Here is a 26,315-nt window from a genome sequence, read left to right as displayed (position 1 = left end):
GTCTTCTCTTTAGGAGATCATAACAAACCCTAAAACAGAAGAAAAAATCCTGTTCTAGCCTCTCTGTTGACTCTCTAATTTGTTTACTTTCAAAACCAACTTATCGAGCAATACCCTTGTATTTCTGACATTTTGCCAAAGCATAGCAAGTATCAAAACTTCTGTAGGTTTAAAGCCAAGCTCTGAGAGTAAACTAACTATTGGGACTTCCAACATTAAGCCCCCTTAAACTCATCCCGCACTGCTTCCCACAACCCAACCAAAATCGGTGCAGCCACACCAATTAAGCCACCCACTTGCAAACCTTCAGGCGTCACGCTTGCCGTTAATAGTTCAGGATGCCCCGTTGCCAACGCTACACCCGCACCAATAAGCGCAAGCCCCTTCTTTGTCGATGCCTGTTTCAAATCTATTTTCATTGCTGTTACTCCTAGCCGTTGATGCGCTTCCAGATATAAGCGCTGATTAAAGCGGTCAAGATGCCAACCGCTAGACGTTGCATTACTTCGTTTTTGGTCATGCCAGTGCTACCCCTTGCGCTGCATCTTCTAATGAGTAGTAACGCCCGACTTCCATAATCGACATGGAATGCACTAGGCGAGTCATAAACTCATCATCAAAGAGGTTGAGCGGCGTAGTGGCGCCCACATTGAGGCGACCCGCCACGAACTGCACATAGTTATCCGTGTCGTTGCTGTCACTCTTAGGCGCAAAGCGGCTGATAATTCCTTGAAGGGTGTTGAGCCCATAAAGGTTTTGGTAGTTGCGAATGAGCTTGGTTGCCGCTCGAAAGCCGTATTTCGAGTGCGAGAAGGTTTCAAACGCTTTATCTTTGGAGGGCGTTACTTTGCCTGTCCAAGCATTGTTACTTATGCGAATGTTGAGCGGGTTGTTGTTACGAATCCCGCGATTGAGTTGTGATTTCACGATGTTTACCCCTTTGGGTGCGCCAATCATCAGCGCACCAACTATCAGAACAATGATGATTAGACGCATGGTGATTACTCTGGCATTGGTGGAGGCGCAATGACTTCAGAGCCGACGAGTCGCAACGTTCCCGCATCTTCAAATAAGATATTCGCTGCGTTGAATTTGGTATCTGCTCCATCCAAGTCACCGTGCATTTTGATGCCAATTTCAATGGGAAACCCTTCGAAATATCGGTCGAATATTTCCACGATGTCACTAACAAAAACCGTCACGACACACTCGCCTAGAAAGGAGAAAAAGCTTTGACCTGTTGAACCCTCACCAGTCCTAACTAGATGGATTTTTTCATCAAAGATATATATCTCTGACTCCATGATGTAAGAGCTCATCGAACCACGCACAAAACGACTGAGTGACACCTTTTCGGCATCGGTTAAATCGGTTCCACCGTTTGCCCAATCTATGCGAAATGGAATATTCAAACTGAACGTGAGTGCAACCATCGCAGCGGGGTCTTCATCTTTAAACTGCTCAACCAAGCCATTCACCATCACCTTTGTTTCTGGGTCATTCTGGTACTGGTAAAACGCTTTATCTCCCGCCGTATTGGTGCTCGGCATGAGTTGTTTTAACGCAAATTTCTTCTCGTTAAAGCCTGCGCTCATTGATGTGCTGGGGATTGGGGTAACCATAGTTTGTATTAACTCGCTGCTACCGCCGCCAAGTTCAAGACCGCTCAACAAATCATAAAGAAACTCAATTTTGTTGCGGCTGCTGCCCGTGGGTAACGCTGGAAAGTTAGACATGATTAATACTCCAATACCTGCGCTTTATCGGGCGCGGTTCCTGTTAATGTGAATGTGGCGGCAGTTTCAACCGTAAGCTTTTCGCCTGCCGTAAGCTCAAAGCCGTTAAGACTGATTAGCCCTGCGTTGGTACTGCTGGCTTTGATGATGACGCCTTTACGGGCGGGGTTAGCGGGCACCTCTAACGGCATTTCTCCGCTGTGTACTGAAAGCGCACTACCTGAGAGCACCTTGATTGTTTGCCCTGCTGCCAGTTCAACGCTTGGCATGGTGCCAACATTCACCGACTGACCGCTTTTGAGTTGAACGTCAGGCAGGGTTTTGATGTCAACTTGCTGACCATCTTCAATCTGCACTTTTGGCAGAGAGGACACGCCCACGCTTTGACCCGCTTCAATTTCTACTTTGGGTAATTCGGTTACCCCTACCGTTTGACCTGGCAAGAAACTGACTGACGGCATAGTTTGAATATCGAGTTTTTGCCCTTCCACTGGCGGGGTGAAATCACCCACGCCATGCTCAAGAGACAGCGCCCCTTCACCAGAGAGAAGGATTCGACCCAAGGGCTTGCCATAGCGAAACACCGAGCGATTGGGTAGCGAGAAGCTTTCCCCTGTCGCATCAATTTGCACCGATAACTTGCCCGAAATCGACTCAACAAAGAGCCATGTAGAATCAATGGTTAGGGGAATGGTTTGCCCCTTGGTGAGATTTAGGTTCATTTGCCTACCGCCTTAACCAGCACAAAGCCCAGTACCAACACAATCACTGCCATGAGTATCAATTGCTGTTTGTTGAGTGCGCTTTGCCCGTTGTCTTGTTTGAACTTCGCAAGCTCGGTGAGCTTGGCAAGGTTCTCGGTGTTTTGAGCCGCTTGGTTACCTGCAAGCCCTGCCATCATTTGCAGGTTTTCGCTGTTGGTCGAACTGAACTCGTTGAGGGCGCCCGCAGCGAACTGCAAGCTGTTTTCTGTGTTTCGGTCTACCAGCGCCAAGGATTCGCTCATTGCACCACTGGCAAATTCAAATGACTCATCAAGCGCGTCACCCGCAAAATCAAGCGAGTGCTGACCTAAATCAAATGCTTTTTCAACACTGCCGTGGTCGGTGACCGTGGCGTTAATCGTTGAGCCTTCAACCCCACTTAGTGCAATACCAAGGTTGTCGCCGCTAATGGCATTTTGACTACTGGTGTTTTTTGTACTGGTGCTATTGCTTGAACTGGAACTGCCGCCCATGCGCTACACCTCCCATCGTAAAAACTGGTGGTCGCCGTGCTCATTGGTTGTCACCTTTCCGAGCCGTTTTAGAAGCCGAGCCACCAACGGAAAATAAGTTTTTGTGGTAATCGCTTTTAATCCGCTGCCTTTCACGTAAGTCGCAAGTTCTCGCGTCGCTTGTACTGCGCCAGTACCCACCACTGCCCAAACGAAATAAGAGTCACCAACGACCTCACCCGCTACCGTCAGGTAATAATCTTCACCTTTAATCAAATAAAGACTTACCGTGTCGTTTGCGATGGCGCGTTGCATCAATTCAAAATCGTCAGGGCAAGCGCGAAATGCCTCACGCAATCGCTCTTGCACACTTTCAGAATGCGTTACCACTTGAATCATTTGAGAACCTTTAAGCCAATTACCGCCAGCACGATAACCGCGACGATGAGCCAAGGACTGACACCCCCGCCCATGTTGATACCGCCAATAGATTGCCCCGATTGGTTACTGCTGGTTGCGGTAGACGGGCCAGCACTGCCACCCGTTAAGCCACCGCCACCCGTTAAGCTGGTCATAGCTCCAAACATATCAACCCATCTTCATCCAGATAATCAGCGCTAAAATGACCACGATAAGCCACGCCGATTTGTTAATTTCCTTGGCGGTGAGGTAACCCAATGTCACCCCCGCCAAGCCTAAGTACGCTAACGGCATCATTTGCCCCCTTTGAGCGCAAAAGCGAAACCACCGATTAGCACTAGCGCAATGAGCACGATGATTGCCACGGTTTGCCACTGCATGCCGCCAGAGGTGGTATGTACGGGTTGCCCGTTGGGTTGCTGGTAGTCGTTATTGTTGGCGCGATTCTCGTCAGGGCTGGCAGATTTAGCGCGGTCTAGCTCGTTATCCATCTTGATACCAAGCCAATCCTCACCAAAGCCACCGACCACATCGACGGCACCACCCACAAGTTCACCCGCACCTTCTAAGATGCCATCGAACCAGCCGCCACCACTTGTGGCGGTTTGCGTCACACTAGGGTTTTCCATCGGTCACCCCCTTACTTTGGTTGTGCGATAACGCCCACTTGCTCAATCGCTTCAATCAGCACGGGCACACTGCCGTGTTGTGATTTATCAAGCTCGAATTGCAATTGCTTCATTGCATTAGTTGGCAAGCGACCCTCAACGCCGAAACCAGTACGAACAAAATCAAGGCTGAACCAACCTGCGTTTTGCTCTAGACCTGAAATCGCCAAGTCAAAAGCGTTATCCGCTTTGGTGACGTTGATTTCTTCCACGCTGTCACGCAGGACACGAACACGGTCAATAGACGAGTCTTTGAAGTGCACACGCTTGAGTGAAAACAGGGGTGAACGCTCGGCAAAGTCGAACGGGGTGCGACCTGTCGCGCTGGCGAACCAAGTCAGTGAATAGATACGTGGTAGGTAAACACGCTTTGATTGTGCGGCTGTCGTATGAGAGCGAGCACGGATACTTGGCGCAGGCGTACCACCCGCTTTTGAGGCAAGCTGGATGTACACAAACCAGATTTCGCCTTGCAGCGTGACCAGTTCACCAGTACGAACGCCGCCTTTAGTGCGAAGGGTTAAATCCGCAAATGGGATAACGTAGCGACCTTCTTGAGTAAATTGCTTACGATGTTCTTGAAGGTCAACCAAGTCTTGACCTGTCAGGTTATACACTTCCTTACCATTAAGCGTAATGCGTACACGCTCAACATCGGCAGGGTCAGTAATGTCAGTGACCAGTTCGATGGATTGGTAAGTTGGACCACTCACCAAGCGCAGAGTGGCTTGGTTGCCCCAATTCACACCCTCAACAGGGTCTAAATCGAGTGGGCGCGGGTTAAATGGCGTGTTTAGTAGTTCCATAGCTTAAAACCACCCTGAGTTACCATTGATTTGCTCTTTGATAGGCTTGAGCGCGCCTACATTGTTAATGACTGCCAATGCAATCAACATGACCACGATGGTCATTAGCATTGTTTTGTGCGTTGCTTTCATGTGTTTCCCCTGCTTCACAGCGTTGGAACGGTTAAAGGAGTCATTATCAAATCAGGTGGCGGGGAGTTCGTCACTAAGGTTCAACCTATAGGTATAACTTTTAACCTATAGGTTGAAATGAGAGGTTAGCGGTAGTTTCGTGAGAGCCTTTTGCCTGTTTCGCAGTTCAGCGCGCCGCGCTCTAGGTTGCCAATGCCGTCACGAATAATCAGGTATTCAGCAATCGCTTTGCCGATACACTGCTTATTGACCTTGGCACTTTTGAGATCGGCCACTTCGTTAGAATGCACCCCTTTTTGCTTGGCTACCCAATCAGCATCAACACCAGAGTTCACCGCACCGAGCCACCACACGCTTGATTGGTTGGTGACGGTTTTGGGTACCTCTTGCCCTCGCTGAAAGATGGTGTGAACCACATGACCGAACTGGCGACCACCACGAAGTAATTCACCTGTTTTGCCTTCGAGCTTGCCTGACGTTTCCGCGCAGCTTGCCAGCTCCTCAATCACCACATGCAGTTTGGGTTTATGACCATCGCCAAGCGCCCAAGCAATCGCACTGAAGGTTTCAAGCTCCGACATACACGCGCCCTTTGGGGGAATATAGGCAAGCTTGAACGAACACCCCGCACGGCGCCCTTGCACCGCCGCCTTGATAAACTTGGCGGGGTCAGTAAAGCCGTGGCACATTTGCCCGTGAAACTTTTGACCTGCGTAGTTGCGGTACGGGTCAAAGAACAGGGCTTGTGACTTCTTAGGTACGAGCCCCATGTATTTCACTGCACTGGTTTTGCCGCTACCCGTGCCGCCAAGGTACACGGTGTGCTCGGCGTCATGGGATGGGTTGGAGTTAATCGGGTTTACGATGAGAGTCACGCTCGGCCTCCTGCTGCTTTTTCAGTTCAAGGGCGATGATTTGCTTTTTCGATGCCCACCACAAACCAAGGATTGCCAAGGCAAGGGTCATGATATTCATGTAGTCGCCGCATTGGTCGAGCAGTGCCCCGCCGTATTGCTTGGCTACAGGGCGAGCCGCATTCACCACGCTTTGCTTAGCGCGCTCATCAAACTCAAAATCAATATCCTTGAGAATCGACACGGCTTGCTCAACCACCACAAGCCCCGTGGTGACCAGTGCATCAAACGCCTCACTGGTATCAACCTCTGGCTGACTTTCAGTTGAAGCTAACGCGCCTTCTTGTGCTGACGGCTCATTGTTGAGGTTGGCAATGTACGCATCCAACTCATCAAGGTTGTCAGCGCTTGTTTCAACGGTTGGGTTACTCATGGCTATCGCCCTCCTCACTCGGTTGTGGTTTGGCTAACATGCGTTTAATGGCAAACAGCAACACGACAATGACGCCAAGACAGGCGGCAACCTTGAAAATTTGCGGTTTAAAGCTTGTCTCTGGCGGCGTTGGCTCAGTGGTTTCAGTGGTACTTGGCTCGGTTGGTGGCAGCACTTCGGCGGGAGGGGTTACCGTAGGCGAAAAACTCTCAACGCTTTCAACACTCGGTTCAACCGTTGATTCAACCGACTCCGTAACCGTTGGCTCAACCTTGTCAGATAAGGCTTGGAGCGCATCGGCGGTTTCGGTCATGTTATCAGTGCAATAGCCGCTCACGGTTTTGCTCATTGAACTGTTGCCGCAGTTAGGGCACTTGTAATAGAGCAAACCAAGGTTGCGACCGTTCTTGACCGTTTCCCCGCTATCTATCAAGCGACCTTCCCCCACCATGTGAACGGTTGCAGAGCTGCTGCAAACAGGGCACGGCACATAGCCGCGCACTGGATTAGGCGTTTTACTCATCGGTGGTCGCCTCCTCAATCACTGCATTCAACTGCTTTTCAAGCGCTTGTTTGCGCTGCGCTCGAATAACTCGGTTTGATTTGGCGACAAGTTTTGCTTTTTCGATGAGCTTTGGGTCTAAGCCAAGCATGGAAAGCGGGTCAGCGCCGCCCATAAGGACTTTGGGCGCCAGTGATAAAAGCTCACTCGGTGACAGGTCTTTGACGGTATCAAACGCCGTTTCTAACTCCGCTTCCAGTGCGTCAATGGTGTTTAGGCGCGCAAGCTCGGCTTGGCACTCATCTTTGGTCATGGTTTTCATGGTGTTCCCCTGTCTCTCGACGTTGGTTAAATTGTTGGTAAGGTTGCCCCTGATTCACATCGTTGGCAGTAAGCTAGGTGCCACCTCTGGCGGCGAACTCCTCCCACTCTGGCGAGCCAAACCTATCTAGCTCGTTGAACAGGAAAAAGTTATCAATGATTTGTTGTTGTCTTGGTGGCGAAATTTTCTGCGTACAATTATTGCCACTAGACCAAGGCGCAAGCTCCCGCTTGCTTGAAGAAGCCTCCGACAAGTCGGAAGGCTTTTTGATAAGCTTCCACTCTATCTCATGGGTAAGCACTTCTAGACCGCTTCCACGTAGCCCGATAACACGCGCTGTCATTTCGCCGTATTTGTTCTCTTTGGCTTCTTTCTTGGTGGTAATTGGGCGCATGGATTGAGGCAGTCGGTGACCGCCCATGTAATCGAAAAAGGCAGAGAAAAAACCTGCATCAGCCGCACGGCGCGCCTTCTCAAAGGTGCAATATTCTTGCTCGTCGCTAATGCGTCTTAGCTCGCGCCAAACGGTGACAGACGGTGTTTTTTGAAATTGGAACTGACGAAAACAGAAGGTACGCGACCATGAAGTGACGTTTTTCACCGTGTCTTGCAGCTTGGCTTTCTTGTTGTCGAGATCCGATAAATCCTCAAGCCCAAAGCCGTCAACGTTTTTAGAAATGTACTTGGCAAGATAAGCCACGGCGCCGCCTTCGGTGCCATCCAGCATCTTAGCTTCAAAGCGCGCTTTCATAGCTCGGTGTTTTGGGTCGCCGTTCTTGAAATAAAGCTCATCGCTGTCACGCTGAAACTGGTATTCCTGAAGCATTCTGATAAACACGGGCATTTGCTCAAGCGGCATGAAAAACACGCCGTGCCAATGCGGTGTGCCGTCTTGGTGTGGCTCCACAACTCGCATTCCGTAATAGGTTAAGTCATGGCGCCCTGCCCATGCTCGAAAACGATTCCAAGACACTGACAACCATGCGTGAGCACCTTTCGGTGTGCCACCGTCCCAATGGGTGTTTTCAATCCAGTATTCACCGCGCTTGGTGAGTCGGTGAAAACGACTTGGTGCCGTCATGGTGATAAAAATGGCGGCGTGGTTGTTTGAGTCGGCATACTCCTGACAGCCAGCAATACGGGTCATGAGTTCATGACGACGATTAACAGGGTTGGACTGTGACGACTCATGCACCTGTGACATTTCAACCACATCACCCTCAACGGATTCAATTGCCATGAGTTCTAACCACTCACGCTGTCGCTCTTGGCGAATCTTGAGCCACTCACACGCCGAAATCGACGCATAAGGGGAAATGTGTGGCGATACCATCCCCGCCGCCCTGCGCGCATTCTCAAACGCTGCAATAGTCTGTTTGTCGATAGCTCGACGCCATACGCCCTCATCAAGCAAACGGGCAAGGATGGAATAAGCCTCATCTTCATCGTTGGCGACTTCAAATTGAGGCATCCAAAGGCAAGCCCCAACATATTCATGAATGCGTTTAATCGCATCAAACGCCGTGCCGCCTGTTTTGGCGACGAGTTCAAAGTGAAAACTTGCGCGCCCTGATAACTCAGTAGCAAGGCGAGCACGTTTTAACTCTGTGTTGATTGTCCAATATGGCTCTGGCAATACGCCAAGTGCAGACGATGCCGCCGCGCTGCGTGACTCAATGAATTGCAATGCGCGCTTAAAGCCGTACTTACGAAAACGAACTGCTGACGCTTTATCAAGGTAGTTGCGAATATCATTAGGTAGCTTGAACTTGTTAGCGACTTGGTGAGCGAACTCAAACACGCGCTCTTTGGGCGTAGCACCACATAGCGGTTGATGCTTTTCCGCTACCATCGCCAAGTGAGGCGCCGTGGCTTGGTTTTTCATGACATACGTTGCAAGCTCCTGACGCAAATTGGTCGGGAGCTTAGTCAACGGGTTATTGGTGGTCTTGCCGATTTTCTGCATTGATTAACGCTTAGTCCAAGTCAGAGGGTTAACGTTGAGTTTGCGAGCGCGTGGGCGGTTCAAGCCAAGTTCAGAGCGTAGCTTTTCAACCATACGCGCTGACTTTTCACTCTTGTCGGGGTCGAAGTTAGCGCACCCCGCCATATCGGGGCACGGCAGATGAATGGGGTCAGATACTTTCATGTTAAGCCTCGACGCTTTCCATGAGTTCAATTGCCTCCTCAAGCTGAATAAGCACACCCGTGAGATAATTATCTTGGTCAGTGCTGTTGCTAGGCTTCATTTGATTTTCAATAACCTTATACAAAAGCTTGGCTTCGCTTGAGTGAGTGAAATCTAGGTTGATGCCGTGTAATGGAGTGCTCATCGGACACCTCCGTTTACTGACTGCCAATCATTCATGGCTTCAGCGTGGCGTTGGTCGATGTACGCAGCGAGATCTTCAATTTTGATTAGTGATGGGCTGCGCTCAGAATCGCGCAACTTAAAGGTAGGAACAGGGAAATCACAAGCCTTAGCTCGCTGCTCGGCTGTCTTGGGAGTAATGCCGAAAAACTCTTGGCATACCTGCTTTAGTTCAACTGTAGGGCTTTCAAATCGCGCCAATAGTGCAAAATTTGTGTTCATATTTCCTCCATGTTGTACACTTGAGGTAACTAAAGTTAATTCGCAACTCCTCAAGTTTCCTCAAAAACGATTTGAGTTAATTATGAGGAATTATTTCTACATTTCAACCCACTTTTGAAGAATTGAGATAATTATGAGTGATTTTGAGTTAAGTTTGAGGAAACTTAAAGAAGTTACGAATACCTCTACAAACGCAGAGCTGGCAAAGGTTTTAGAGATATCACCCAAGACAATTTACACGTGGCGAGAGCGCCAAAACATACCTGAAAAAATCTTTCTGAAAGCTAGACAGTTATCACAGAAAGCAACCACATTGCCTATGGGTTACCTAGAACTTAAGTTCTTTGATATAGAGGTTAGTGCTGGGCATGGTGCGCTTGTTGAGAAAGAAGAAGAATCCACCGCAATGGTGTTTAGTGAAAAGTTCTTGAGGCAAGACTTGGGTTATAACCCTGCAAATGTGTTCTTGATGCCTGTCCGTGGTGACAGTATGAGCCCTACTTTGAAAAATCAAAGCATCGTCATGGTAAACCGCGTTGATGGTTTTTCTACAGATGGTATCTACGTCTTTAGATTTGACGGTCGATTGATGGTTAAGCGGCTCCAGTTCTTACCTAACGGTATTAAGGTAGTAAGTGATAATACCGCTTATGAACCTTGGGAGCTTGGAAAGGAAGATATCAAGAGTGCTGACTTTGAGATTATTGGAGAAGTAGTTTGGTCAGGGCAGAGAATGTAAAAAAGGAGCCATAGGCTCCCTTTTTTAACGTGCTGTGAGTAACAAATAAATTAGTGGTCTATCTATTGTACCCGACTTTTTGGCTACATAAGCATTGACACACTTTTCATTTAAAAGCTCTCTTAGTGAACTACACAACCAACGGTTTACATAACCAATTTTCTGACCTCCTGCACTTACTGCAAGTGCGTTACAATCATGTTGGTTATCATCCTCACACACCAATTCAACCTTCATTCCCAGAGGTAACTCACATACATCATCAAAATTAAGATGATAGCGAGTACCTGCCACTTCGGTTAAGTAATCGAAAGGAACTTCTGCTTCAGATAAATTTGGCACTAAGTCAAAACCATCGCTCGGGAGTTTTATTCCGGTATGGCTAATAAGCTGAAAGTCACTACCATAGAAATCTTCCGGCAAAAGGTACTGAGCAAGAAATTTTTTAAAGTCCCTGCGTGAGCTAGGAGGAAGCCTTTTCTTAAACGTCTCCAACACTTGATTCGTATAAGTCTCTGCAGAGATTTTAAAAGCAGGATAGCCTTTAAAGCCCTCACCCAAGGCTTCTTCAAAGTCATCAGAATCAGTTAAGTAAGTAAAGCTAACTACATCACCTGTTTTAGCTAAAGTACCGACGCGATATCTTTTATTGCGGTCGTTGCTAGACTGCCAAGTTAAAAACAACGTTTTGATATCTAATAAGTATTCTATGCTATTCATGTCGTAATCGCTTCTTTGATAAGTTTATATCTTGTTCTTACTATTCGCTCAATCCAATCAAACCTTTCCTTGCTGAGTGGTGTCACATTATCGACCTTTGTGAGTTGCTCTATCTCAGAGAGCATACATTCTAAGTCTAGACCATCTAATTTAAGGTTCATCCTTTGTTTTGAAGGCTCTCTACGAGCAACAATAGTGACCAGTTCAATCAGAGGTATTCTTTTTTTCGTATCATCTTTCGTAAAACGAAGATGATGCATGCCTTTATTGATGTATCGAAGCAGAGCTTCATCATTCCAACCAGCAATTTTATCTAGAAACCTCTCGTGCCCCAAGCTAGTTCCATTGTCGTACAATGGACTTAAGGTAACTTTGGATTCCTTTGTTTCAAAATCTAGTTCAAAAATAAGCCCCCAATTTTCTTGGTGGCGGTCAGTATTGCCAATAAGCGCATCAAACAACGCCATGTCTGCTAGCCAGTTGTGAATGTCGCTTACTAACTCTGTTCTGGCCGAAAATACTCTCAAAAGAAACAGCATATCTTTCAAGTTATGCTGTTTCCCAGAGTCAGTATCAAAATCAGGAATGGTTTGCTTTAAGAAGTCTCCAGCGTGAACCAAGCTACATACTTCAGGTTCATACATCCATTCTATAAGAGCCCCTCCAACAAGTTCACCATCAATTTCCTTAACACCGGGATACGCTGCGGGCACATCTACACCTAAGTGCTTCGATATGATGAACGCAATAATCTCAGTCCAAAACTGATCAGGATATGCTCTGATTGACTCTTTAAATAAGTATGGCCAGTGAGGTCTTAAAGGTGCAGGTACACCTTCTGGTGCCCAAAGCATTTGCTTATCTCTGGCACCAATAGGGAAAATACCACTACGCTCATCCTGATTCCATTCAGTAACGTCTATAGTTTTCATAACCCCAATATAATTCAGCTTTACAGTTGAAACTAGTCTTTTCGACTATGGTACCCCTATAGTACCCCTCAGCATCAGCAACTCAATATGTAGCAATGAAATCCATCCAATCGAGCATGGGCGCAACGGATAAGCGGTTCGCAGTGTATTTACTAGTTTCTTCAGGCTTCATATGGTGTTACTCGAAATCTTGATGCTGCATATATACATGAACTTGCTAGAATTGCCCCCAAATGCCCCCTTCATAATCATGTGGAAGAAGTAGGACAAATGACATCATTCAGCAGTGCAACGCATACCACAAAGCGCCAAAACGCTTCATTGTAGACGTCGTCTTCAAAAATAGGTCGGAGATTATACACAGAGATTCGAAAACATTCAGAAAAAAAGCACTGCACTCTATTGTTAACTGACGTATTGGACTCTAGTAGACATTCAATTGTTCAGCGACAACCAAAACACTGAAGACAGAAATCTGCTCGCTGATTAGCTCAATTTGTCGGTAGTCCAAATCTTCAATGTCGTTTTTATCGGGTTCATCAAGCCTAAGCGCTGAACCAAACATCTTTTCCAACTCTTGAATATCTTGTTTCGAGTATGTCTGCTTTATCCTACTTGCCTCCCCGAGCGTACATTGGTACATCTTGAGCTCAGACAAATACAAAACGACCCGCCTCTTATCATCTTTAGTCAAAGATTCAAACCAAGGTGTTATTGGAAACGTGTCAGCATTGTTGCTTCGGAGATCAAAGCACTCCGCGTGTCTATTGTTCCACTCGACCAATAAATCAAAGCGGTCTGAAGTTGTTTCAACAGCGCACGCCGAGAGTGGTAGAAGAAACAGAATCCTATTAAAGTGCAGCTTCACTTATGCACCTCCAAAACTTTTGTTCCGAACCACTTGTTGTCCATGTAAGAGGTTCTGCTATTTGTAAAACCCTGTCTTTTGAAATTTTGGAAACACTCGACATTGCCTCGCCAAAGATCTCCCAATCGTATTCGCGAATTGTAATCATGGTTTCAGCCGGCTTCCCTGTCACACTTGGACTAAAAAATATCTGATAGAGCGGTGTTGAAGCAATCGCAAAGCCCAACATTCCCCCCCGATTAATAATATCGTGAACTTGTGATACTGCTGTTCTGCTTGATGGACTAAGTTGCAGGTCGTTAACTTCACAATATCCCACTCTCAACATACCGCCTCCTTTCTACAATGCCATATTATTATGCTGGTCATCGCGCCGAAAAAAGACTGATTTAAGTTGACGCCGGTCGTAAAAATCTCACTCAATCCGCACTCTAGAATTGTGAACTGTGGCTGCTCTTATGTCGTCTACTCTGCTTTGCAAAATACAACTAGACACGCTGCCAACAATTCTATAATCGAGACTAACGACCTACCGAAGGAATTAGTATAAAATGAACAGAATTCGCAAACATAGGTGGACATGTGGATCAGAAGCTAATCAAACAACTAGAAAAAACGTGCTCAGCGAGAGGGGTTCGTTTAACGCCTCAGCGTAAGCGTGTATATGAGCTGATTTGTGACAGTAATAAGGCCTCGAGTGCCTATGAACTCCTTGACCAGCTTAAGGTCACCGAGCCGCAAGCTAAGCCGCCGACTGTATACCGAGCACTGGACTTTCTTTTAGAGCAAGGGTTTATCCATCGTGTTGAGTCTACTAACAGTTTTGTCTCTTGCTGTTCATTTGGTGAGCATAAACACTACTCGCATCTGCTGATTTGTGACAAGTGCGGTAATGTCGTTGAACTACAAGATGATATTCTGATAGCCTTGCTTAATAGCAACGTTGAAAAACATGGCTTCCAGTTTTCAAATCACGTCATAGAAACTCATGGCACATGTCAGACGTGTTCATCATTGGAAGAGTCGAATAAATAGAAGAAGTTATGCGCGCTGAATTTGTAAATCCGTTTTTAGCCTCATTAATGAATGTGCTAAAAACGATGGCTTCAATGGAGATCAAGCCACTTAAGCCAAGAATTAAAAAAGACGAAATCGCTCGTGGCGATGTGTCTGGCCTTATCGGCATGGTGGGGACTCAAACCCGCGGCTCGATGTCGATTACGTTTGAAGAAGGCCTTGCTCTTGAGATCATGCAAAACATGCTGGGTGAGAAACCGCATGGATTGAATGAAGAAGTCACCGATATGGTCGGCGAGATCACCAATATGGTGACGGGGGGTGCGAAACGTATCCTGGCAGAAAACGGCTTTGATTTTGATATGGCGACACCGGTTGTGGTATCAGGCAAAGGTCACACCATCCGACACAAATGCGATGGCGCAATCATCATCATGCCATTTACCTCCGACTGGGGTAATGCGTTTATTGAAATTTGTTTTGAATAAAAACCCAAAGGACACCGAACAATTTCGATGTCCTTTCATCATGTGATTGACGCAAATAAATAAATAAACCCCAGAATACCTAAAATTCCTACCCCTCTCTTAAACAAAGTCACAGCTCGTCCCCAAAAGAAAATCGGAAAATATAGCCACGCTAAAGGAACCGCCAGCCATATCAAAAGTAGCAGAGGTGAACTCGAAAGCTCGTTATCAGCGACAGCTGTTATAGAGCGTACATAAAACAATAACGTAATAAACTGAAGCGTCGTAACAAACGCATAAAGTCGTTTAACTGCCGATTGACATCGATATTCTGAAACACAAAAAGTAATCACACTAGGTAATAAACACCAACCACTGATGAACATCGCCACCCAAAGCCAATCATCGGATAGAAATGGATTCGATGCCTTGACGGAGAGAGCTCGAGCAATAAAAGTAGATGCAACTGCAAGAAACACAACGCACGTAGCGTGAAATGCCCGAAGAGCCGCCTCAAGAAATACTAACGGTAAGCTGGGTTTTGGACTTTGCAAGGCTGACACACTCTCGTGAAATACATACTATTGATACGAACATCATGGCCAGCATCCGCGCCAGCGAAATCACCGAATTTGCGTCCATCGCTATCGGGAAGGTGTGCAGGTATCACATCTAAAATCGAATTCGTCCAACTATTACTATTTTTACCAAGCCATGGTGGTGGATAGCTAATTGGCTGACTGCCTTCGTTAACCACAAAAAAGTCGATGGCTTTCAATAAAGCCTTAGCCAGCTCTTTTTCACTGCGTCCTTTTAAGGGGTAGACTCGCTTTCCTTGTGCAGATTTGTAGGCAAACTGTGTGGAAAGCGTCGAAGGTTTGCCAGTAAAGAACTCTCGTGCACACGATAGATCTGAAGCATCAAATGGGACGAACTGGAGTCGATTGAAAGAACTTTTTAATACTTTTTTATTTTGTGCTCCTAGCACAAGACCATACCGGTTACCTATCTTGCGGCTTGTTAAAGTAACTCCCGCTTGAGGCAATCGATATGTTTGAGGTGAGTGTCCGGACAACAATACGAAAAACTGATGGCGCCCCAAAGGGACTCCCTTTAAGTCTCGTACTAATAAATGCATTTCCAAAATCAGACGCTCCCTTTGTGTAAGTCGAAACGAAACGGTATCAAGCTCACACAAAGAAAACGCTACTGAAGTGCTTGATAACCGAACAACACTTCAATATTTCTTCACCTACTAACATATCAATTTCATTGAATTGATTACTCGCCTCGGTTGCACTTGGAGGAAAGCTTGCTCTTATTCCCCAGCCACCTTCATCGACTCTAACAAAATCGAACCGGTTTGGATTTGTGAACGAGTCTCCACGTCATTACCTACCGCAACGATTTGTTGGAACATTTGTGCCAAATTACCCGCAACCGTAATTTCAGACACAGGGAATTGGATTTCACCGTTCTCAACCCAAAAACCTGCCGCGCCGCGCGAGTAGTCGCCGGTTACGATATTCACGCCTTGTCCCATCACTTCAGTCACCAGCAAACCAGTACCGAGTTGCTTGAGCATGGCCTCAAAGTCTTGGCCTGTCGATTTCACGTACCAGTTGTGAATACCGCCAGCATGACCTGTTGGAGTCATGTTCATTTTACGAGCCGCGTAACTGGTTAGTAGGTAGGTGGCCAATTTACCGTCGGTAATGATGTCCATATCGCGAGTCGCGACACCTTCATTATCAAATGGGCTCGATGCCAGTCCGCGTAACACGTGTGGCTTTTCTTGTACCGAGAACCAATCTGGCAAGATTTGCTCGCCCAGCTTGTCCAATAAGAACGAAGACTTGCGATACAAGTTACCACCGCTGATACCCATCACAAGGTGACCAATCAATCCGGTCGCGACATCGTTAGCAAACAGCACTGGGTATTGGCCTGTTTGTATTTTTCTTGCGTCGAGGCGTTCAATCGTTTTCTTCGCCGCCTTCTCACCGACTGATTCTGGTGTCCAAAGGTCGTCGCGATGGCGAGCGAGTGTGTAGCTATAGTCTCGCTCCATATCTCCGTTTTGACCTTGGCCAATCACACTGCAGCTTATGCTGTGGCGGCTTGATGCGTAGCCCGCAAGCAGACCGTGTGAGTTACCATAAACCTTAACACCGTAGTGACTGTCGTAGCTCGCACCATCACTTTGTTTGATTTTGTCGCTGTACTCCAGTGCCGCTTGCTCCGCTGCAATGGCTTTTTGTGCCGCCATGTCTGGGTTTGGCTCATCAGGGTGGAAGAGATCAAGATCGGGAATATCAGTGACCATAAGCTCTTTTGGCGCAGGACCTGCGTATGGATCTTCTGAAGTGTATTGAGCAATATCCAGCGCAGCTGCTACCGTTTGAGCAATTGCTTTTTCGCTCAGGTCAGACGTTGAGGCGCTGCCTTTTTTCTGTCCTCGGTAAACCGTAATACCTAAAGCACCGTCGCTATTGAATTCAACGTTTTCCACCTCGCACATGCGAGTAGAGACACTAAGACCCGTGCTCTTGGTGATCGCAACCTCGGCCGCATCTGCACTTACCGAAGCCATGTCTAACGCTTTCGCAACTGCCGCTTCTAGCTCAGCTTTTTGCTGAGCAACTTGCTCTCTTACGTCCATATTTATCTAATTCTTTGCTAATAACTGAGTCTAGAATAACAAGGTTTTCGCATTCTCCCCAGATTTCTTGCTAAAATAGCGGATATTCGTAATGAGATAGTGATATAGGCAGACATCATGGCCCGCAAAAATCAGAAAGCGCCTTGGGAAGAGGAAGAAGAGATCATTTGGGTGAGCAGAACCGAAATGAAAAACGACATGGAAGAGTTGCAAAAACTCGGTGAAGAGCTCGTTGAGCTAAAACCTGCTGTGTTGGATAAATTCCCACTAAGCGAAGATCTGAGAGAAGCGATCGCAGACGCGCAGCGCTTTAAGAACGAAGCTAAGCGTCGTCAGCTGCAATACATTGGTAAGCTAATGCGCACCGAAGATCCTGAGCCAATTCAAGCCGCTCTTGATCGTGTACGTAACAAGCACTCACAATCTACCGCAGCTCTGCATAAGCTTGAGCAGTTGCGCGACCGTATCATTGCAGAAGGTGATGAAGCAATTGCAGCCGCAATGGCACTTTACCCTGAGCTTGATCGCCAGCGCTTACGTCAGCTTGCTCGCCAAGCAAACAAAGAGAAGAAAGCGGGGAAGCCAGCGAAAGCATTCCGTGAAATCTTCCAAATGCTTAAGCACGAAGAAGAGCAAGAGTTCTAATACTTGCTAGGCTAAAACCGCGAAAGGCAACTGAACATTCAGTTGCCTTTTTGTTTATGGGCGCTAGTGCGCCGCGTGCACAAACTCCGCCAATGCTGCGTTAGGGTGTGCATCCGTCAACTCATCAACCTCACCTTGCGCTTCAATGCAGCCGTTAGCTAAATAGGCAAAGCGATTCGCTATCGCGCGAGCATCACTTAAATGGTGCGTTACCATAATCACTGTCACTTGTTTTTCGCTCGCTAGCTGTTTCACCACACTGAGCATTTCTTTGCGAAGGATAGGATCAAGGGCAGAGAACGGCTCATCGAGTAGCCATATTGGATGTGGTTGCACAAAGCAGCGCGCAAGCGCCACCCGCTGTTTTTGACCACCGGAGAGCTCAGCAGGGAGTCGCGTTAACATCTCCCCTAGCCCAACTTTTTCCGCAGCATTACGCACAGTCTTTCGATCTGCTTCACTGAGCTTGAGGGCTGGATTTAGCCCCAAACCAATATTGTCAAACACTGATAGATGATCAAAAAGATTGTGCTCTTGAAATAGCATCGACAGCGGCCTTTGATGAGGCTCAAGCCTATCGATGCTAGACCCAGCTACTTGAATCGTCCCAGATTCGGGCTGACAAAAACCAGAGACCAGTGCCAGCAATGTCGATTTCCCTGCGCCACTTGGACCAATTAAGGAGACGATATCGCCTTGCCTGACCTCTAGTTCAAAATGGAACCAATCACTATGGTAGCGATAGGCGACGTTATTTAGGTGCAACATGACGAGAGCCTTCCTGAGAGTGAGCTTTAGATGAGCGAGCTTTTGATGAATGAGTGTTTGCCGGTGTCCGGTTGAGTGTATCGGTCAGTGAAAATATACCGATACTCAAGGCAAACAGCACCAGCGATACCACGGCAGCCGATTCGAGCTGATAACTGCCCATTAGCTGATAAAGATAGAGTGGCAGGGTATTAAAATCTTGGCTGCCAAATAAGGCAATCACGGTAAGGTCACCCATAGACAAAATGAAACTGATCGAGAAAGCATGAAGTATCGGTGCGCGAATCGCTCGCCATTCCATCAACCAAAATCGGCGCAGCCCGTGCATACCGAGACTTTGCCATAGTGGATAGTATTGAGTGGCAAGGCGCTGCATCGGCTGGTTTAAGGTCTTAATTACATAAGGCAGCGCCATTAGGGCATTCACCATCACCACAATGCCAAACGCTAGGCTAAACACATTGGCCATGCCTCGCAGCATCAAAAAGGTCGCTGTGCTAAGGACTAACGCTGGTGTCACCAGAATAACGGTACCGACAAGCTCAAGGCTGTCCGCTTGGCGTGCTTGGGACTTAAGTCTGAAAACCCGCGTTGTTGATAGCAATACAATCCCCACCAGTAGAGCAATACTCCCCGCCAATACAGCCACTTGCAGCGAAGTGCTCACAGCACTCCAAAAGCGTGAATCCGTAAACACGTCAAACAGTTTCGAGTTCAAACCACTCAGCAAAATGGCCAGTATCGGAGGTATAACGAGCATTAGGGTTGCCATGATCCAAATGCTATCCCAGCCTTTTTTAAGCATGGTATCTTTGGGTTGTAAGCTAGGCGCCCCGTGGAAGTTACTCTTGCCAGAGACCGGTTGACTAAACCGCCCGACAAACATCACCAGAGCAGCACAGATTGCCATTTGCCAAAGTGCTAGCACGGCACCCGTAGGCAAATCAAAGTCGAACTTAATCGCTTGATAGATAGCCAGCTCGATAGTGGTCGCTTGTGGCCCTCCCCCAAGCGCCATGACAGTCGCAAAGCTGGTAAAGCAAAGCATAAACACCAAACCTATCACGTGAGGAAGATGTGACTTAAGCCTTGGCCATTCGACTAACCGAAAACATTGCCAACTGTTCATGCCAAGGTGAAGCGCCAACTTACGCTGCTCGTCAGGCACGCCCTCTATGGTTACCAATAACAGTCGAGTGGCAAAAGGCAGATTGAAGAACACGTGAGCGAGCAAAATACCATTGAGCCCATAGATGGAAAAAAGCGCGGAGCCACCAGCGAACCAATGGGCAATCACCCCTTGATTGCCATAGATAGCTACAATGCCAAACACACCAACGAGCACAGGCATGACCAAGGTTGTGGCAAACAGTTTAAGTAACCACTCTCGCCCCCAGAAACGGCGACGTGAAAGGGCATGAGCGACCGGTACGGCCAATCCAACACTCAATAGCGTCGAAAGGCTTGCTTGCCAGAAACTGAACTTAGCTACGTGCTGGTAGTAAGGTTCGCTAAACAGCAGCCCAATATCATCAATGGAAGAATAGGAAAGCAGTGTCCACAATGACGCGGCGACATACAGGCCAATGAGCAGCGCAACAAGTACGCCAGCTTTGGGAATTCGAATCACAATGACCTCAAAGGAAAAAATCTCCTACGATGTGCCATTCTCAAGCAAGAGTGACACATCGTCGGGTATATAGCGTTACTTAATCAACGCAGATTGCCATTCACGAATCCAAGCTTTACGATTATTCGCCACTTCATCAGGAGTGAAGGACAACGCCTTGGCCGGAATGGTTAAGCTTTCAAACCCTGCTGGCAGTTTGCTATCCACCACTGGGTACATCCAGTTGCCGGTTGGGATGTTTGATTGAAAGCCGTCAGAAACAATAAACTGCATAAACTCATCAGCAAGCTTCTGGTTGTTACTGCCAGCAACCTTAGCAGCAACCTCTACTTGAGTGTAGTGACCTTCTGCAAAATCAGCCGCAGCGAAGCGCTCATCCTGCTCAGCAATAATGTGGTAAGCCGGAGACGTCGTGTAAGACAACACGAGATCCGACTCGCCTTCTAGAAACATAGAGTACGCTTCCGACCAGCCTTTGGTCACCGTGACAGTTTTGTTTGCAAGCTGCTGCCATGCAGCACTTGAGTCATCCCCATACACAGACTTCATCCACAACAGTAAACCCTGCCCCGGCGTCGACGTTCGTGGATCTTGGTAAATAACCTTCAAGTCATCGCGCAGCTCAACCAGCTCTTTAAGGCTTTTGGGTGGATTCTTTACCTTCTCTTTGTTGTATACAAAGGCAAAATAACCGTAATCAAACGGAACAAACACCTCGTCGCTCCAGCCATTTGGCAGAACAACAGATGACAAATCTGCGCTATGTTTAGCAAGCAAGCCCGATTTCTTCGCTTCGCTCATGAGATTGTTATCAAGACCAAGCACCACATCCGCTTGAGAGCTGCTGCCTTCTAAACGAAGGCGATTCAGGATAGAAACGCCATCATCCAAAGCCACGTAATTAAGATCACAACCACACTGCGCCTCAAACGCTTTTTCAATCGCAGGACCTGGTCCCCAATCAGAGGCAAATGAGCTGTATGTGTAGACGGTCAACGACTGTGCCGATGCCATAAGTGGAGAAGAAATAAATGCGGTCGCTAACGCGATTTTGCTGATTGAAAGGTTTTTCACTGGTTCTGTCCTTAGTTATCGTTTTAGGATCCAGAGAAAACGCGCGAGTTGGAAGGCGATCCAACAAATTGGAATAAGAGTGTCTACTAAGCTGAATAATAGCAAAGGAGCCTCATCCCTACGCCAGCATTATCTGGATCAGGGCTGTTACTTAACGTACGCGGGTATCAGGCTTGACCTTCTCTCAGCACCACTGCTAGTGCACCCCGTGAGTTACAACCTTTGAGGGCGAATTGTAACCTTTTCATCACAGATTCGCCAAATCTATCCTTAATATTCGTTTATTAATGCCAAACTATCGCTGGTCGTAACCCCAGCGTGGCACCAGGTTTTGCTCCAGCCCCATGTGGTCAAGCACGCGTGCCACAATAAAGTCGACGAGATCCTCTATCGATTGAGGCTGGTGATAAAAACCAGGTGCAGCAGGCATGATGGTGACCCCCATTTGGGAGAGCTTGTGCATGTTCTCGAGATGAATGGTTGAGAATGGCGTTTCACGCACCACTAACAGCAGTTGTCCTTTCTCTTTAATCACGACATCCGCAGCACGCTCAATGAGGTTGTCCGACATACCATGAGCAATCGCCGCAACACTGCCCGCTGAACATGGACAAACAATCATCTGCTTGGGTGCCGCTGAGCCAGAAGCCACTGGCGAGAACCAGTCTTCCTTGCCACACACCACCAACTTCTCTGGCTGACAGTTCAAGCGTTCAACCAAAGCTTTGTGAGCCGCATCCGGCCCACTTGGTAGCTTGATATCATGCTCGGTGGCAAGTACCACACGCGCGGCCGACGAGATCAAAAGGTAAACGGTGTAGTCTTGAGCCAGTAAACACTCTAGCAAACGCATACCATAAGGCGCACCAGAGGCTCCCGTAAATGCGAGGGTAATGGCTTTCTCTGCCGGTTTCATTAGGCTAGCGCCTCCAATAATTTTTGGTGAATACCACCAAAGCCGCCATTGCTCATCACCAAAATCTGATCGCCCGGCTTGGCTTGTGCTGCAATCGCAGCCACCAGCGCATCAATGTCGCTGGCCACTTGGGCTGACTGGTGGCAAGCGTCTGCAATGTCTTGTACTGACCATTCGATATTATCTGGCTGGAATAGAAACACTTGATCGGCTTTGGTTAACGATTGTGCGAGCGTTTCTTTATGCACACCACGTTTCATGGTTGCGCTGCGCGGTTCTAACACCGCAAGAATACGTTTATCGCCGACCTTGTTACGCAAACCATCTAATGTCAGTTCAATCGCTGTTGGATGATGAGCAAAATCATCATAAACCGTTACCTGATTCACCTCGCCCTTAAGCTCAAGGCGTCGTTTAGTATTGATAAACTTACCCAGCGCTTCACAGGCTAGATCGGGGGTCACGCCCACATGCCTTGCACCTGCAATCGCCATCAATGCGTTATCGACATTGTGGTCACCCACCAAGTCCCAATTGACTTCCCCTACTTTGGCGCCGTGCAATAGAACTTCAAAGTGCGAACCATCGGCAATCAGCTTATTGGCATGCCAATCTGCGCCTTCCCCCGTATGCTCCACCTCGCTCCAACACCCTCTACCGAGAACATCACTGAGCGCCTTGTCACTTTTCGGCGTCATAATGCGCCCATTACCTGGAACCGTTCGCACCAGATGATGGAACTGACGTTTTATCGCTTCAAGATCATCGAAGATGTCGGCATGATCAAACTCTAAGTTATTCATGATCAGTGTGCGTGGGTGGTAATGCACAAACTTAGAACGCTTATCGAAGAAAGCACTGTCATATTCGTCGGCTTCGACCACAAAGAACATCGACTCGCCAAGTCTTGCCGACTGACCGAAGTTGCCCAATACGCCCCCCACCAAAAAGCCAGGTTTATAACCGCATTCTTCCAAGATCCAACTGAGCATGCTAGAAGTCGTGGTTTTGCCATGAGTGCCCGAAACCGCCAGCACCCAACGATCGTGCAGCAAGAACTCTTGCAACCATTGAGGCCCTGAGGTGTATTTGAGATTGTGATTGAGTACATATTCGACACAAGGGTTACCGCGACTCATCGCATTTCCAATCACCACCAGATCAGGAGCAGGATTGAGCTGAGATGGGTCAAAACCTTCGATGATTTCTATCCCTTCTGATTCCAACAAGGTGCTCATTGGTGGGTAGACATTCGCGTCACTGCCCGTAACTCGGTGTCCAAGTTGCTGGGCTAATACAGCAGCGCCACCCATGAAGGTTCCGCAGATGCCAAGGATATGAATATGCATAACTTGCTCTCTTAAATTCCGTTGCGTCTTAGTTTACGCCATTGTCGCTATATATACCCAAAGCGTGTGTTAAAAGCGAGAAAGTTAGTGGTTAGACAGATAAATGTGACATTTATCACGTCAGGGCCACGCTAGCACGGTTACTTCATTACCATTAAAAAGTTCTGCCCCCTACAATATCCATGTGTGTTGATGAATACCCCCAAGTCGCGCAATCGTTTGAATTCGCGTAATTCCACACATATACCCCCAAGAAAATAAGTAAAAAAGTTAAGGATATAACATGTCTGATATGCGCACCCTTGGCGAATTCATTGTTGAGAAGCAACATGATTTCCCCCACGCTAGCGGTGATCTCTCCTCTCTTTTGTCCTCGATTCGACTTGCTGCAAAAATTGTAAACCGAGAAATCAACAAAGCCGGTCTTGTTGATATCACAGGTGCTGTTGGTACAGACAATGTTCAAGGTGAAGCTCAGCAAAAGCTCGACGTCTATGCGAACGATAAGTTCAAAGCTGCGCTAGAAGCACGTGACCAAGTTTGTGGTGTCGCGAGTGAAGAAGAAGATGAAGCAGTCGCGTTCAATAAAGAGCTCAATAAGAACGCCAAATATGTCGTGTTGATGGACCCATTGGATGGTTCGTCAAACATCGATGTTAACGTATCGGTTGGTACTATCTTCTCGATTTACCGCCGTATCTCGCCAGTAGGCACGCCTCCAACTCAAGAGGACTTCCTACAACCTGGTAATAAGCAAGTCGCTGCGGGTTATGTGGTCTACGGCTCGTCAACCATGTTGGTCTACACAACGGGTAAAGGCGTGAACGGCTTCACTTACGATCCTTCTATCGGTAGCTTCTGTCTTTCACACGAAAACATGATGATTCCTGATGATGGAACTATCTATTCCATCAACGAAGGTAACTACATCCGTTTCCCTATGGGTGTGAAGAAGTACATCAAGTACTGCCAAGAAAATGTGCCTGAAGAAAAGCGTCCATACACTTCACGCTACATCGGTTCATTAGTATCGGACTTCCACCGTAACCTGCTAAAAGGCGGTATTTATTTATACCCAAGCACGCAGAGTCACCCAAGCGGTAAACTGCGTCTTCTGTATGAATGCAACCCGATGGCGTTCATCATGGAGCAAGCTGGCGGGGTTGCCTCCGATGGCACACAGCGCATTATGGATATAAAACCAACGGAGCTGCATCAACGCGTGCCATTCTTTGTTGGTTCCAAGAACATGGTGAAAAAGGTCGAATCCTTCCTCGAAGAGTACCAAGACCAATAACTTCGAAGTGCCTCTCAACGAGGCACTTTTTGTTTTAAAAGTAACCAAGTATACTGACTGTAAACGATTCGTGTTTCAGCCCTGTGTTCCTTGCGCCTAAAGGAATATCGAACAAAGAAAAGGAAAGTCAAAAATGAGCTTAAACAATGTGCCTGCGGGTAAGTCACTCCCAGATGACATCTATGTCGTGATTGAAATCCCAGCAAACGCCGATCCCATCAAGTACGAAGTCGATAAAGACTCTGGCGCCGTATTCGTTGACCGTTTTATGTCAGCCCCAATGTTCTACCCATGTAACTATGGTTATGTAAATCACACCCTATCACTTGACGGGGATCCAGTGGATGTACTGGTTCCAACACCGTATCCATTGATGCCAGGCTCTGTGATCCGTTGCCGCCCAGTTGGCGTGCTAAAAATGACCGATGAATCTGGCGAAGATGCCAAGGTCTTCGCTGTTCCGCACAGCAAGCTGAGCAAAGAGTACGACCACATCCAAAACGTCGATGACATTCCTGAGCTTCTCAAAGCACAGATCACTCAATTCTTTGAGCGTTATAAAGAGTTAGAAGCGGGCAAATGGGTGAAAGTCGACGGCTGGGCAGACGCACAAGCCGCACGTGACGAGATCCAATCTTCGTATGAGCGAGCTCAAGGTAAGTAAGCCGTACAGCTATCAAAAAGGGCTCGCCAAACAAGTGTTGGCGAGCCCTTTTGTTTTCTCTCAAGACTGATGCAGAAGCCCCTAGCCGGGTTAGTAACTACTGCGTGACGCCTTGCCATTGTTGTACCACGTTCGAAAGGTTGGGCGGATGTCATCACAAATGCCACGATACATCTCCCCTTTCTTGCCCAAAATTCTCGGATCTTGTTGACAGTACTCACTGCGACCTTGTTGGTACCCTTCTGAATACGCTTGATAAAGCTCCGCGCTGACCGTAACTTGCGATGCCTGTTTGAGCTCAGTATCGCTTTGCTTCTCGTATCCGACGAGTGCTTGCTGCTCGCCGAATTGAAACCAGTCTTGTTGTGACTGATTGTTTGGCCCACTGTTTTGAGCGCACGCCACCAGTGTTACAGCAACCAATGAAACCCATACTATTTTCATTGTACCTCCTCACCGCTTACGTCCCCAACCACCCGCAGTTGAATTCGCTTTCACTAATTGCGATTGCGAGCATTCTTACCGCGCCAATACTCTTCATTAAAGCGGCGGTCGACATCATTACAAATCCCATAATAGATCTTGCGATCATAGCCAAGCACAAACGGCTCTTGCAGACAGTACTCTGATTTGCCTGTCGCATAGCCCACTTGATACTGAGCGAACTGATCAGCAGATAGCTTGGGGGATTTTTTGACTAAATCCGACTGGCTCTCAATAATGTAGCCTTTCATCGCCCATTGATAACCAAAATCTTGCCAACTTTGAGCACTCTCATCCGTTGGTGGAGTGAGTTGCACGCACCCCGACAATGCAACGAACGCGCTGGCTATAAGCACTCTTTTAAACATAGATTCTCCTTGTTATCTAGAGGTTGTACGAGCG

General features: G+C 47.5%; 38 protein-coding genes. 6 read left to right on the top strand and 32 right to left on the bottom strand.

The features are described from left to right. Nucleotides 1-215: 215 nt before the first annotated feature. The 19 genes from AAA946_RS02045 to AAA946_RS01955 form a co-directional block, all read right to left on the bottom strand. Complete coding sequence (locus AAA946_RS02045) at nt 216-419, bottom strand: hypothetical protein (protein ID WP_338163424.1); 204 nt, start codon at nt 417-419, stop codon at nt 216-218. Between the two features lie 97 nt (nt 420-516). Then, complete coding sequence (locus AAA946_RS02040; RefSeq protein WP_445206048.1) at nt 517-996, bottom strand: structural protein; 480 nt, start codon at nt 994-996, stop codon at nt 517-519. A 5-nt stretch (nt 997-1,001) separates the two neighbouring features. Beyond that, nucleotides 1,002-1,736 (bottom strand): hypothetical protein, encoded by a 735-nt coding sequence (locus AAA946_RS02035; protein WP_338163423.1) that lies wholly within the window; start codon nt 1,734-1,736, stop codon nt 1,002-1,004. 2 nt (nt 1,737-1,738) lie between these two features. Next, a complete protein-coding gene (locus AAA946_RS02030) occupies nt 1,739-2,458 on the bottom strand; it encodes a hypothetical protein (RefSeq protein WP_338163422.1) in 720 nt (239 codons plus the stop codon). Beyond that, nucleotides 2,455-2,973 (bottom strand): chemotaxis protein, encoded by a 519-nt coding sequence (locus tag AAA946_RS02025; RefSeq protein WP_338163421.1) that lies wholly within the window; start codon nt 2,971-2,973, stop codon nt 2,455-2,457. The genes AAA946_RS02030 and AAA946_RS02025 overlap by 4 nt, the downstream gene beginning before the upstream one ends. Nucleotides 2,974-2,976: 3 nt before the next feature. After that, entirely contained in the window at nt 2,977-3,351 is a 375-nt protein-coding gene (locus tag AAA946_RS02020) for a DNAase (protein ID WP_338163420.1), read from the bottom strand. Next, the gene (locus tag AAA946_RS02015) at nt 3,348-3,539 is read right to left on the bottom strand and encodes a hypothetical protein (protein WP_338163419.1); all 192 of its coding nucleotides are present in this window, start codon (nt 3,537-3,539) and stop codon (nt 3,348-3,350) included. Before AAA946_RS02015 ends, AAA946_RS02020 begins: the two co-directional genes overlap by 4 nt. A 1-nt stretch (nt 3,540) precedes the next feature. Then, on the bottom strand, nt 3,541-3,669 hold the full coding sequence (locus AAA946_RS02010) for a hypothetical protein (protein ID WP_338163418.1): 129 nt from the start codon (nt 3,667-3,669) through the stop codon (nt 3,541-3,543). Continuing rightward, nucleotides 3,666-4,001, bottom strand: a complete 336-nt coding sequence (locus AAA946_RS02005; RefSeq protein ID WP_338163417.1) for a hypothetical protein — start codon at nt 3,999-4,001, stop codon at nt 3,666-3,668. Before AAA946_RS02005 ends, AAA946_RS02010 begins: the two co-directional genes overlap by 4 nt. A gap of 11 nt (nt 4,002-4,012) precedes the next feature. Beyond that, nucleotides 4,013-4,846 (bottom strand): major capsid protein P2, encoded by an 834-nt coding sequence (locus AAA946_RS02000; RefSeq protein WP_338163416.1) that lies wholly within the window; start codon nt 4,844-4,846, stop codon nt 4,013-4,015. 3 nt (nt 4,847-4,849) lie between these two features. Beyond that, nucleotides 4,850-4,978, bottom strand: a complete 129-nt coding sequence (locus AAA946_RS01995) for a hypothetical protein (protein WP_275426429.1) — start codon at nt 4,976-4,978, stop codon at nt 4,850-4,852. Between the two features lie 125 nt (nt 4,979-5,103). After that, a complete protein-coding gene (locus AAA946_RS01990; RefSeq protein WP_338163415.1) occupies nt 5,104-5,853 on the bottom strand; it encodes a hypothetical protein in 750 nt (249 codons plus the stop codon). Beyond that, nucleotides 5,828-6,265, bottom strand: a complete 438-nt coding sequence (locus AAA946_RS01985) for a hypothetical protein (protein WP_338163414.1) — start codon at nt 6,263-6,265, stop codon at nt 5,828-5,830. Before AAA946_RS01985 ends, AAA946_RS01990 begins: the two co-directional genes overlap by 26 nt. After that, nucleotides 6,258-6,788, bottom strand: coding sequence for a hypothetical protein (locus tag AAA946_RS01980; RefSeq protein ID WP_338163413.1), 531 nt, complete (start codon nt 6,786-6,788; stop codon nt 6,258-6,260). The genes AAA946_RS01985 and AAA946_RS01980 overlap by 8 nt, the downstream gene beginning before the upstream one ends. Continuing rightward, a complete protein-coding gene (locus AAA946_RS01975; protein WP_338163412.1) occupies nt 6,781-7,089 on the bottom strand; it encodes a hypothetical protein in 309 nt (102 codons plus the stop codon). The genes AAA946_RS01980 and AAA946_RS01975 overlap by 8 nt, the downstream gene beginning before the upstream one ends. A gap of 73 nt (nt 7,090-7,162) precedes the next feature. Then, the gene (locus AAA946_RS01970) at nt 7,163-9,055 is read right to left on the bottom strand and encodes a replication endonuclease (RefSeq protein ID WP_338163411.1); all 1,893 of its coding nucleotides are present in this window, start codon (nt 9,053-9,055) and stop codon (nt 7,163-7,165) included. A 3-nt stretch (nt 9,056-9,058) separates the two neighbouring features. After that, the gene (locus tag AAA946_RS01965) at nt 9,059-9,238 is read right to left on the bottom strand and encodes a hypothetical protein (RefSeq protein WP_338163410.1); all 180 of its coding nucleotides are present in this window, start codon (nt 9,236-9,238) and stop codon (nt 9,059-9,061) included. A gap of 1 nt (nt 9,239) precedes the next feature. Next, on the bottom strand, nt 9,240-9,422 hold the full coding sequence (locus tag AAA946_RS01960) for a hypothetical protein (RefSeq protein ID WP_338163409.1): 183 nt from the start codon (nt 9,420-9,422) through the stop codon (nt 9,240-9,242). Beyond that, nucleotides 9,419-9,682 carry a pyocin activator PrtN family protein gene (locus tag AAA946_RS01955; protein WP_338163408.1) on the bottom strand — a complete coding sequence of 88 codons (264 nt, stop codon included), beginning with the start codon at nt 9,680-9,682 and terminating at the stop codon, nt 9,419-9,421. The genes AAA946_RS01960 and AAA946_RS01955 overlap by 4 nt, the downstream gene beginning before the upstream one ends. A gap of 133 nt (nt 9,683-9,815) precedes the next feature. Here AAA946_RS01955 and AAA946_RS01950 point away from each other — a divergent pair, with 133 nt between their 5' ends. Continuing rightward, nucleotides 9,816-10,421, top strand: a complete 606-nt coding sequence (locus AAA946_RS01950; protein ID WP_338163407.1) for a S24 family peptidase — start codon at nt 9,816-9,818, stop codon at nt 10,419-10,421. A 24-nt stretch (nt 10,422-10,445) separates the two neighbouring features. On the opposite strand, the gene AAA946_RS01945 is transcribed toward AAA946_RS01950, so the two are convergent. The 4 genes from AAA946_RS01945 to AAA946_RS01930 all read right to left on the bottom strand — a co-directional run bounded on the left by AAA946_RS01945 (nt 10,446) and on the right by AAA946_RS01930 (nt 13,269). Then, nucleotides 10,446-11,141, bottom strand: a complete 696-nt coding sequence (locus AAA946_RS01945; RefSeq protein ID WP_338163406.1) for an HIRAN domain-containing protein — start codon at nt 11,139-11,141, stop codon at nt 10,446-10,448. After that, nucleotides 11,138-12,073, bottom strand: a complete 936-nt coding sequence (locus AAA946_RS01940) for a HipA domain-containing protein (protein WP_338163405.1) — start codon at nt 12,071-12,073, stop codon at nt 11,138-11,140. The genes AAA946_RS01945 and AAA946_RS01940 overlap by 4 nt, the downstream gene beginning before the upstream one ends. 424 nt (nt 12,074-12,497) lie before the next feature. Then, entirely contained in the window at nt 12,498-12,716 is a 219-nt protein-coding gene (locus tag AAA946_RS01935) for a hypothetical protein (RefSeq protein ID WP_338163404.1), read from the bottom strand. A 208-nt stretch (nt 12,717-12,924) separates the two neighbouring features. Further along, nucleotides 12,925-13,269, bottom strand: a complete 345-nt coding sequence (locus AAA946_RS01930) for a hypothetical protein (RefSeq protein WP_338163403.1) — start codon at nt 13,267-13,269, stop codon at nt 12,925-12,927. A gap of 254 nt (nt 13,270-13,523) precedes the next feature. Between AAA946_RS01930 and zur the strand changes: the two genes are divergently transcribed. After that, complete coding sequence (gene zur / locus AAA946_RS01925; protein WP_445206047.1) at nt 13,524-13,976, top strand: zinc uptake transcriptional repressor Zur; 453 nt, start codon at nt 13,524-13,526, stop codon at nt 13,974-13,976. Nucleotides 13,977-13,984: 8 nt separating this feature from the next. Then, nucleotides 13,985-14,446, top strand: a complete 462-nt coding sequence (locus tag AAA946_RS01920; RefSeq protein ID WP_112481216.1) for a chemotaxis protein CheX — start codon at nt 13,985-13,987, stop codon at nt 14,444-14,446. 502 nt (nt 14,447-14,948) lie between these two features. Here the strand turns inward: AAA946_RS01920 and AAA946_RS01915 are convergent. Both AAA946_RS01915 and pmbA read right to left on the bottom strand, forming a co-directional pair. Beyond that, nucleotides 14,949-15,569, bottom strand: coding sequence for a hypothetical protein (locus AAA946_RS01915; protein ID WP_338163402.1), 621 nt, complete (start codon nt 15,567-15,569; stop codon nt 14,949-14,951). A 174-nt stretch (nt 15,570-15,743) separates the two neighbouring features. Next, entirely contained in the window at nt 15,744-17,087 is a 1,344-nt protein-coding gene (gene pmbA / locus AAA946_RS01910; RefSeq protein ID WP_338163401.1) for a metalloprotease PmbA, read from the bottom strand. Between the two features lie 117 nt (nt 17,088-17,204). Here pmbA and yjgA point away from each other — a divergent pair, with 117 nt between their 5' ends. Further along, nucleotides 17,205-17,732, top strand: a complete 528-nt coding sequence (gene yjgA / locus AAA946_RS01905) for a ribosome biogenesis factor YjgA (RefSeq protein WP_338163400.1) — start codon at nt 17,205-17,207, stop codon at nt 17,730-17,732. A gap of 63 nt (nt 17,733-17,795) precedes the next feature. On the opposite strand, the gene thiQ is transcribed toward yjgA, so the two are convergent. The 5 genes from thiQ to mpl all read right to left on the bottom strand — a co-directional run bounded on the left by thiQ (nt 17,796) and on the right by mpl (nt 23,469). Then, on the bottom strand, nt 17,796-18,500 hold the full coding sequence (thiQ, locus tag AAA946_RS01900; protein ID WP_338163399.1) for a thiamine ABC transporter ATP-binding protein: 705 nt from the start codon (nt 18,498-18,500) through the stop codon (nt 17,796-17,798). Beyond that, on the bottom strand, nt 18,484-20,130 hold the full coding sequence (gene thiP / locus AAA946_RS01895) for a thiamine/thiamine pyrophosphate ABC transporter permease (RefSeq protein ID WP_338163398.1): 1,647 nt from the start codon (nt 20,128-20,130) through the stop codon (nt 18,484-18,486). The genes thiQ and thiP overlap by 17 nt, the downstream gene beginning before the upstream one ends. 75 nt (nt 20,131-20,205) lie before the next feature. Beyond that, complete coding sequence (gene thiB, locus AAA946_RS01890) at nt 20,206-21,189, bottom strand: thiamine ABC transporter substrate binding subunit (RefSeq protein WP_445206086.1); 984 nt, start codon at nt 21,187-21,189, stop codon at nt 20,206-20,208. Nucleotides 21,190-21,499: 310 nt separating this feature from the next. Beyond that, nucleotides 21,500-22,120, bottom strand: coding sequence for a flavin prenyltransferase UbiX (locus AAA946_RS01885; RefSeq protein WP_338163396.1), 621 nt, complete (start codon nt 22,118-22,120; stop codon nt 21,500-21,502). Further along, entirely contained in the window at nt 22,120-23,469 is a 1,350-nt protein-coding gene (gene mpl, locus AAA946_RS01880; RefSeq protein ID WP_338163395.1) for a UDP-N-acetylmuramate:L-alanyl-gamma-D-glutamyl-meso-diaminopimelate ligase, read from the bottom strand. The genes AAA946_RS01885 and mpl overlap by 1 nt, the downstream gene beginning before the upstream one ends. A gap of 283 nt (nt 23,470-23,752) precedes the next feature. Between mpl and fbp the strand changes: the two genes are divergently transcribed. Both fbp and ppa read left to right on the top strand, forming a co-directional pair. Continuing rightward, the gene (gene fbp, locus AAA946_RS01875; protein ID WP_338163394.1) at nt 23,753-24,766 is read left to right on the top strand and encodes a class 1 fructose-bisphosphatase; all 1,014 of its coding nucleotides are present in this window, start codon (nt 23,753-23,755) and stop codon (nt 24,764-24,766) included. A gap of 133 nt (nt 24,767-24,899) precedes the next feature. Continuing rightward, complete coding sequence (ppa, locus tag AAA946_RS01870; protein WP_338163393.1) at nt 24,900-25,430, top strand: inorganic diphosphatase; 531 nt, start codon at nt 24,900-24,902, stop codon at nt 25,428-25,430. Nucleotides 25,431-25,520: 90 nt separating this feature from the next. Here the strand turns inward: ppa and AAA946_RS01865 are convergent, their stop codons facing one another. Together AAA946_RS01865 and AAA946_RS01860 are read right to left on the bottom strand one after the other, a co-directional pair. Then, nucleotides 25,521-25,874 carry a DUF2799 domain-containing protein gene (locus AAA946_RS01865; protein ID WP_338163392.1) on the bottom strand — a complete coding sequence of 118 codons (354 nt, stop codon included), beginning with the start codon at nt 25,872-25,874 and terminating at the stop codon, nt 25,521-25,523. Nucleotides 25,875-25,927: 53 nt separating this feature from the next. Beyond that, on the bottom strand, nt 25,928-26,281 hold the full coding sequence (locus AAA946_RS01860) for a DUF2799 domain-containing protein (protein ID WP_338163391.1): 354 nt from the start codon (nt 26,279-26,281) through the stop codon (nt 25,928-25,930). Between the last annotated feature and the right edge of the window lie 34 nt (nt 26,282-26,315).

The organism is Vibrio sp. 10N (assembly GCF_036245475.1).
In the GTDB taxonomy this organism is placed as follows: Bacteria; Pseudomonadota; Gammaproteobacteria; order Enterobacterales; family Vibrionaceae; genus Vibrio.
The sequence above is the reverse complement of the archived record's forward strand: the minus strand, read 5'-3'. Positions and strand labels throughout refer to the sequence as shown.

Excerpts from the sequence above, each read along its gene's own strand:
- AAA946_RS02045 (WP_338163424.1), bottom strand. The coding sequence starts at position 419 with ATGAAAATAGATTTGAAACAGGCATCGACAAAGAAGGGGCTTGCGCTT.
- AAA946_RS02040 (WP_445206048.1), bottom strand. The coding sequence starts at position 996 with ATGCGTCTAATCATCATTGTTCTGATAGTTGGTGCGCTGATGATTGGC.
- AAA946_RS02035 (WP_338163423.1), bottom strand. The coding sequence starts at position 1,736 with ATGTCTAACTTTCCAGCGTTACCCACGGGCAGCAGCCGCAACAAAATT.
- AAA946_RS02030 (WP_338163422.1), bottom strand. The coding sequence starts at position 2,458 with ATGAACCTAAATCTCACCAAGGGGCAAACCATTCCCCTAACCATTGAT.
- AAA946_RS02025 (WP_338163421.1), bottom strand. The coding sequence starts at position 2,973 with ATGGGCGGCAGTTCCAGTTCAAGCAATAGCACCAGTACAAAAAACACC.
- AAA946_RS02020 (WP_338163420.1), bottom strand. The coding sequence starts at position 3,351 with ATGATTCAAGTGGTAACGCATTCTGAAAGTGTGCAAGAGCGATTGCGT.
- AAA946_RS02015 (WP_338163419.1), bottom strand. The coding sequence starts at position 3,539 with ATGTTTGGAGCTATGACCAGCTTAACGGGTGGCGGTGGCTTAACGGGT.
- AAA946_RS02010 (WP_338163418.1), bottom strand. The coding sequence starts at position 3,669 with ATGATGCCGTTAGCGTACTTAGGCTTGGCGGGGGTGACATTGGGTTAC.
- AAA946_RS02005 (WP_338163417.1), bottom strand. The coding sequence starts at position 4,001 with ATGGAAAACCCTAGTGTGACGCAAACCGCCACAAGTGGTGGCGGCTGG.
- AAA946_RS02000 (WP_338163416.1), bottom strand. The coding sequence starts at position 4,846 with ATGGAACTACTAAACACGCCATTTAACCCGCGCCCACTCGATTTAGAC.
- AAA946_RS01995 (WP_275426429.1), bottom strand. The coding sequence starts at position 4,978 with ATGAAAGCAACGCACAAAACAATGCTAATGACCATCGTGGTCATGTTG.
- AAA946_RS01985 (WP_338163414.1), bottom strand. The coding sequence starts at position 6,265 with ATGAGTAACCCAACCGTTGAAACAAGCGCTGACAACCTTGATGAGTTG.
- AAA946_RS01980 (WP_338163413.1), bottom strand. The coding sequence starts at position 6,788 with ATGAGTAAAACGCCTAATCCAGTGCGCGGCTATGTGCCGTGCCCTGTT.
- AAA946_RS01975 (WP_338163412.1), bottom strand. The coding sequence starts at position 7,089 with ATGAAAACCATGACCAAAGATGAGTGCCAAGCCGAGCTTGCGCGCCTA.
- AAA946_RS01970 (WP_338163411.1), bottom strand. The coding sequence starts at position 9,055 with ATGCAGAAAATCGGCAAGACCACCAATAACCCGTTGACTAAGCTCCCG.
- AAA946_RS01965 (WP_338163410.1), bottom strand. The coding sequence starts at position 9,238 with ATGAAAGTATCTGACCCCATTCATCTGCCGTGCCCCGATATGGCGGGG.
- AAA946_RS01960 (WP_338163409.1), bottom strand. The coding sequence starts at position 9,422 with ATGAGCACTCCATTACACGGCATCAACCTAGATTTCACTCACTCAAGC.
- AAA946_RS01955 (WP_338163408.1), bottom strand. The coding sequence starts at position 9,682 with ATGAACACAAATTTTGCACTATTGGCGCGATTTGAAAGCCCTACAGTT.
- AAA946_RS01950 (WP_338163407.1), top strand. The coding sequence starts at position 9,816 with ATGAGTGATTTTGAGTTAAGTTTGAGGAAACTTAAAGAAGTTACGAAT.
- AAA946_RS01945 (WP_338163406.1), bottom strand. The coding sequence starts at position 11,141 with ATGAATAGCATAGAATACTTATTAGATATCAAAACGTTGTTTTTAACT.
- AAA946_RS01940 (WP_338163405.1), bottom strand. The coding sequence starts at position 12,073 with ATGAAAACTATAGACGTTACTGAATGGAATCAGGATGAGCGTAGTGGT.
- AAA946_RS01935 (WP_338163404.1), bottom strand. The coding sequence starts at position 12,716 with ATGTACCAATGTACGCTCGGGGAGGCAAGTAGGATAAAGCAGACATAC.
- AAA946_RS01930 (WP_338163403.1), bottom strand. The coding sequence starts at position 13,269 with ATGTTGAGAGTGGGATATTGTGAAGTTAACGACCTGCAACTTAGTCCA.
- AAA946_RS01920 (WP_112481216.1), top strand. The coding sequence starts at position 13,985 with ATGCGCGCTGAATTTGTAAATCCGTTTTTAGCCTCATTAATGAATGTG.
- pmbA (WP_338163401.1), bottom strand. The coding sequence starts at position 17,087 with ATGGACGTAAGAGAGCAAGTTGCTCAGCAAAAAGCTGAGCTAGAAGCG.
- yjgA (WP_338163400.1), top strand. The coding sequence starts at position 17,205 with ATGGCCCGCAAAAATCAGAAAGCGCCTTGGGAAGAGGAAGAAGAGATC.
- thiQ (WP_338163399.1), bottom strand. The coding sequence starts at position 18,500 with ATGTTGCACCTAAATAACGTCGCCTATCGCTACCATAGTGATTGGTTC.
- AAA946_RS01885 (WP_338163396.1), bottom strand. The coding sequence starts at position 22,120 with ATGAAACCGGCAGAGAAAGCCATTACCCTCGCATTTACGGGAGCCTCT.
- mpl (WP_338163395.1), bottom strand. The coding sequence starts at position 23,469 with ATGCATATTCATATCCTTGGCATCTGCGGAACCTTCATGGGTGGCGCT.
- fbp (WP_338163394.1), top strand. The coding sequence starts at position 23,753 with ATGTCTGATATGCGCACCCTTGGCGAATTCATTGTTGAGAAGCAACAT.
- ppa (WP_338163393.1), top strand. The coding sequence starts at position 24,900 with ATGAGCTTAAACAATGTGCCTGCGGGTAAGTCACTCCCAGATGACATC.
- AAA946_RS01865 (WP_338163392.1), bottom strand. The coding sequence starts at position 25,874 with ATGAAAATAGTATGGGTTTCATTGGTTGCTGTAACACTGGTGGCGTGC.
- AAA946_RS01860 (WP_338163391.1), bottom strand. The coding sequence starts at position 26,281 with ATGTTTAAAAGAGTGCTTATAGCCAGCGCGTTCGTTGCATTGTCGGGG.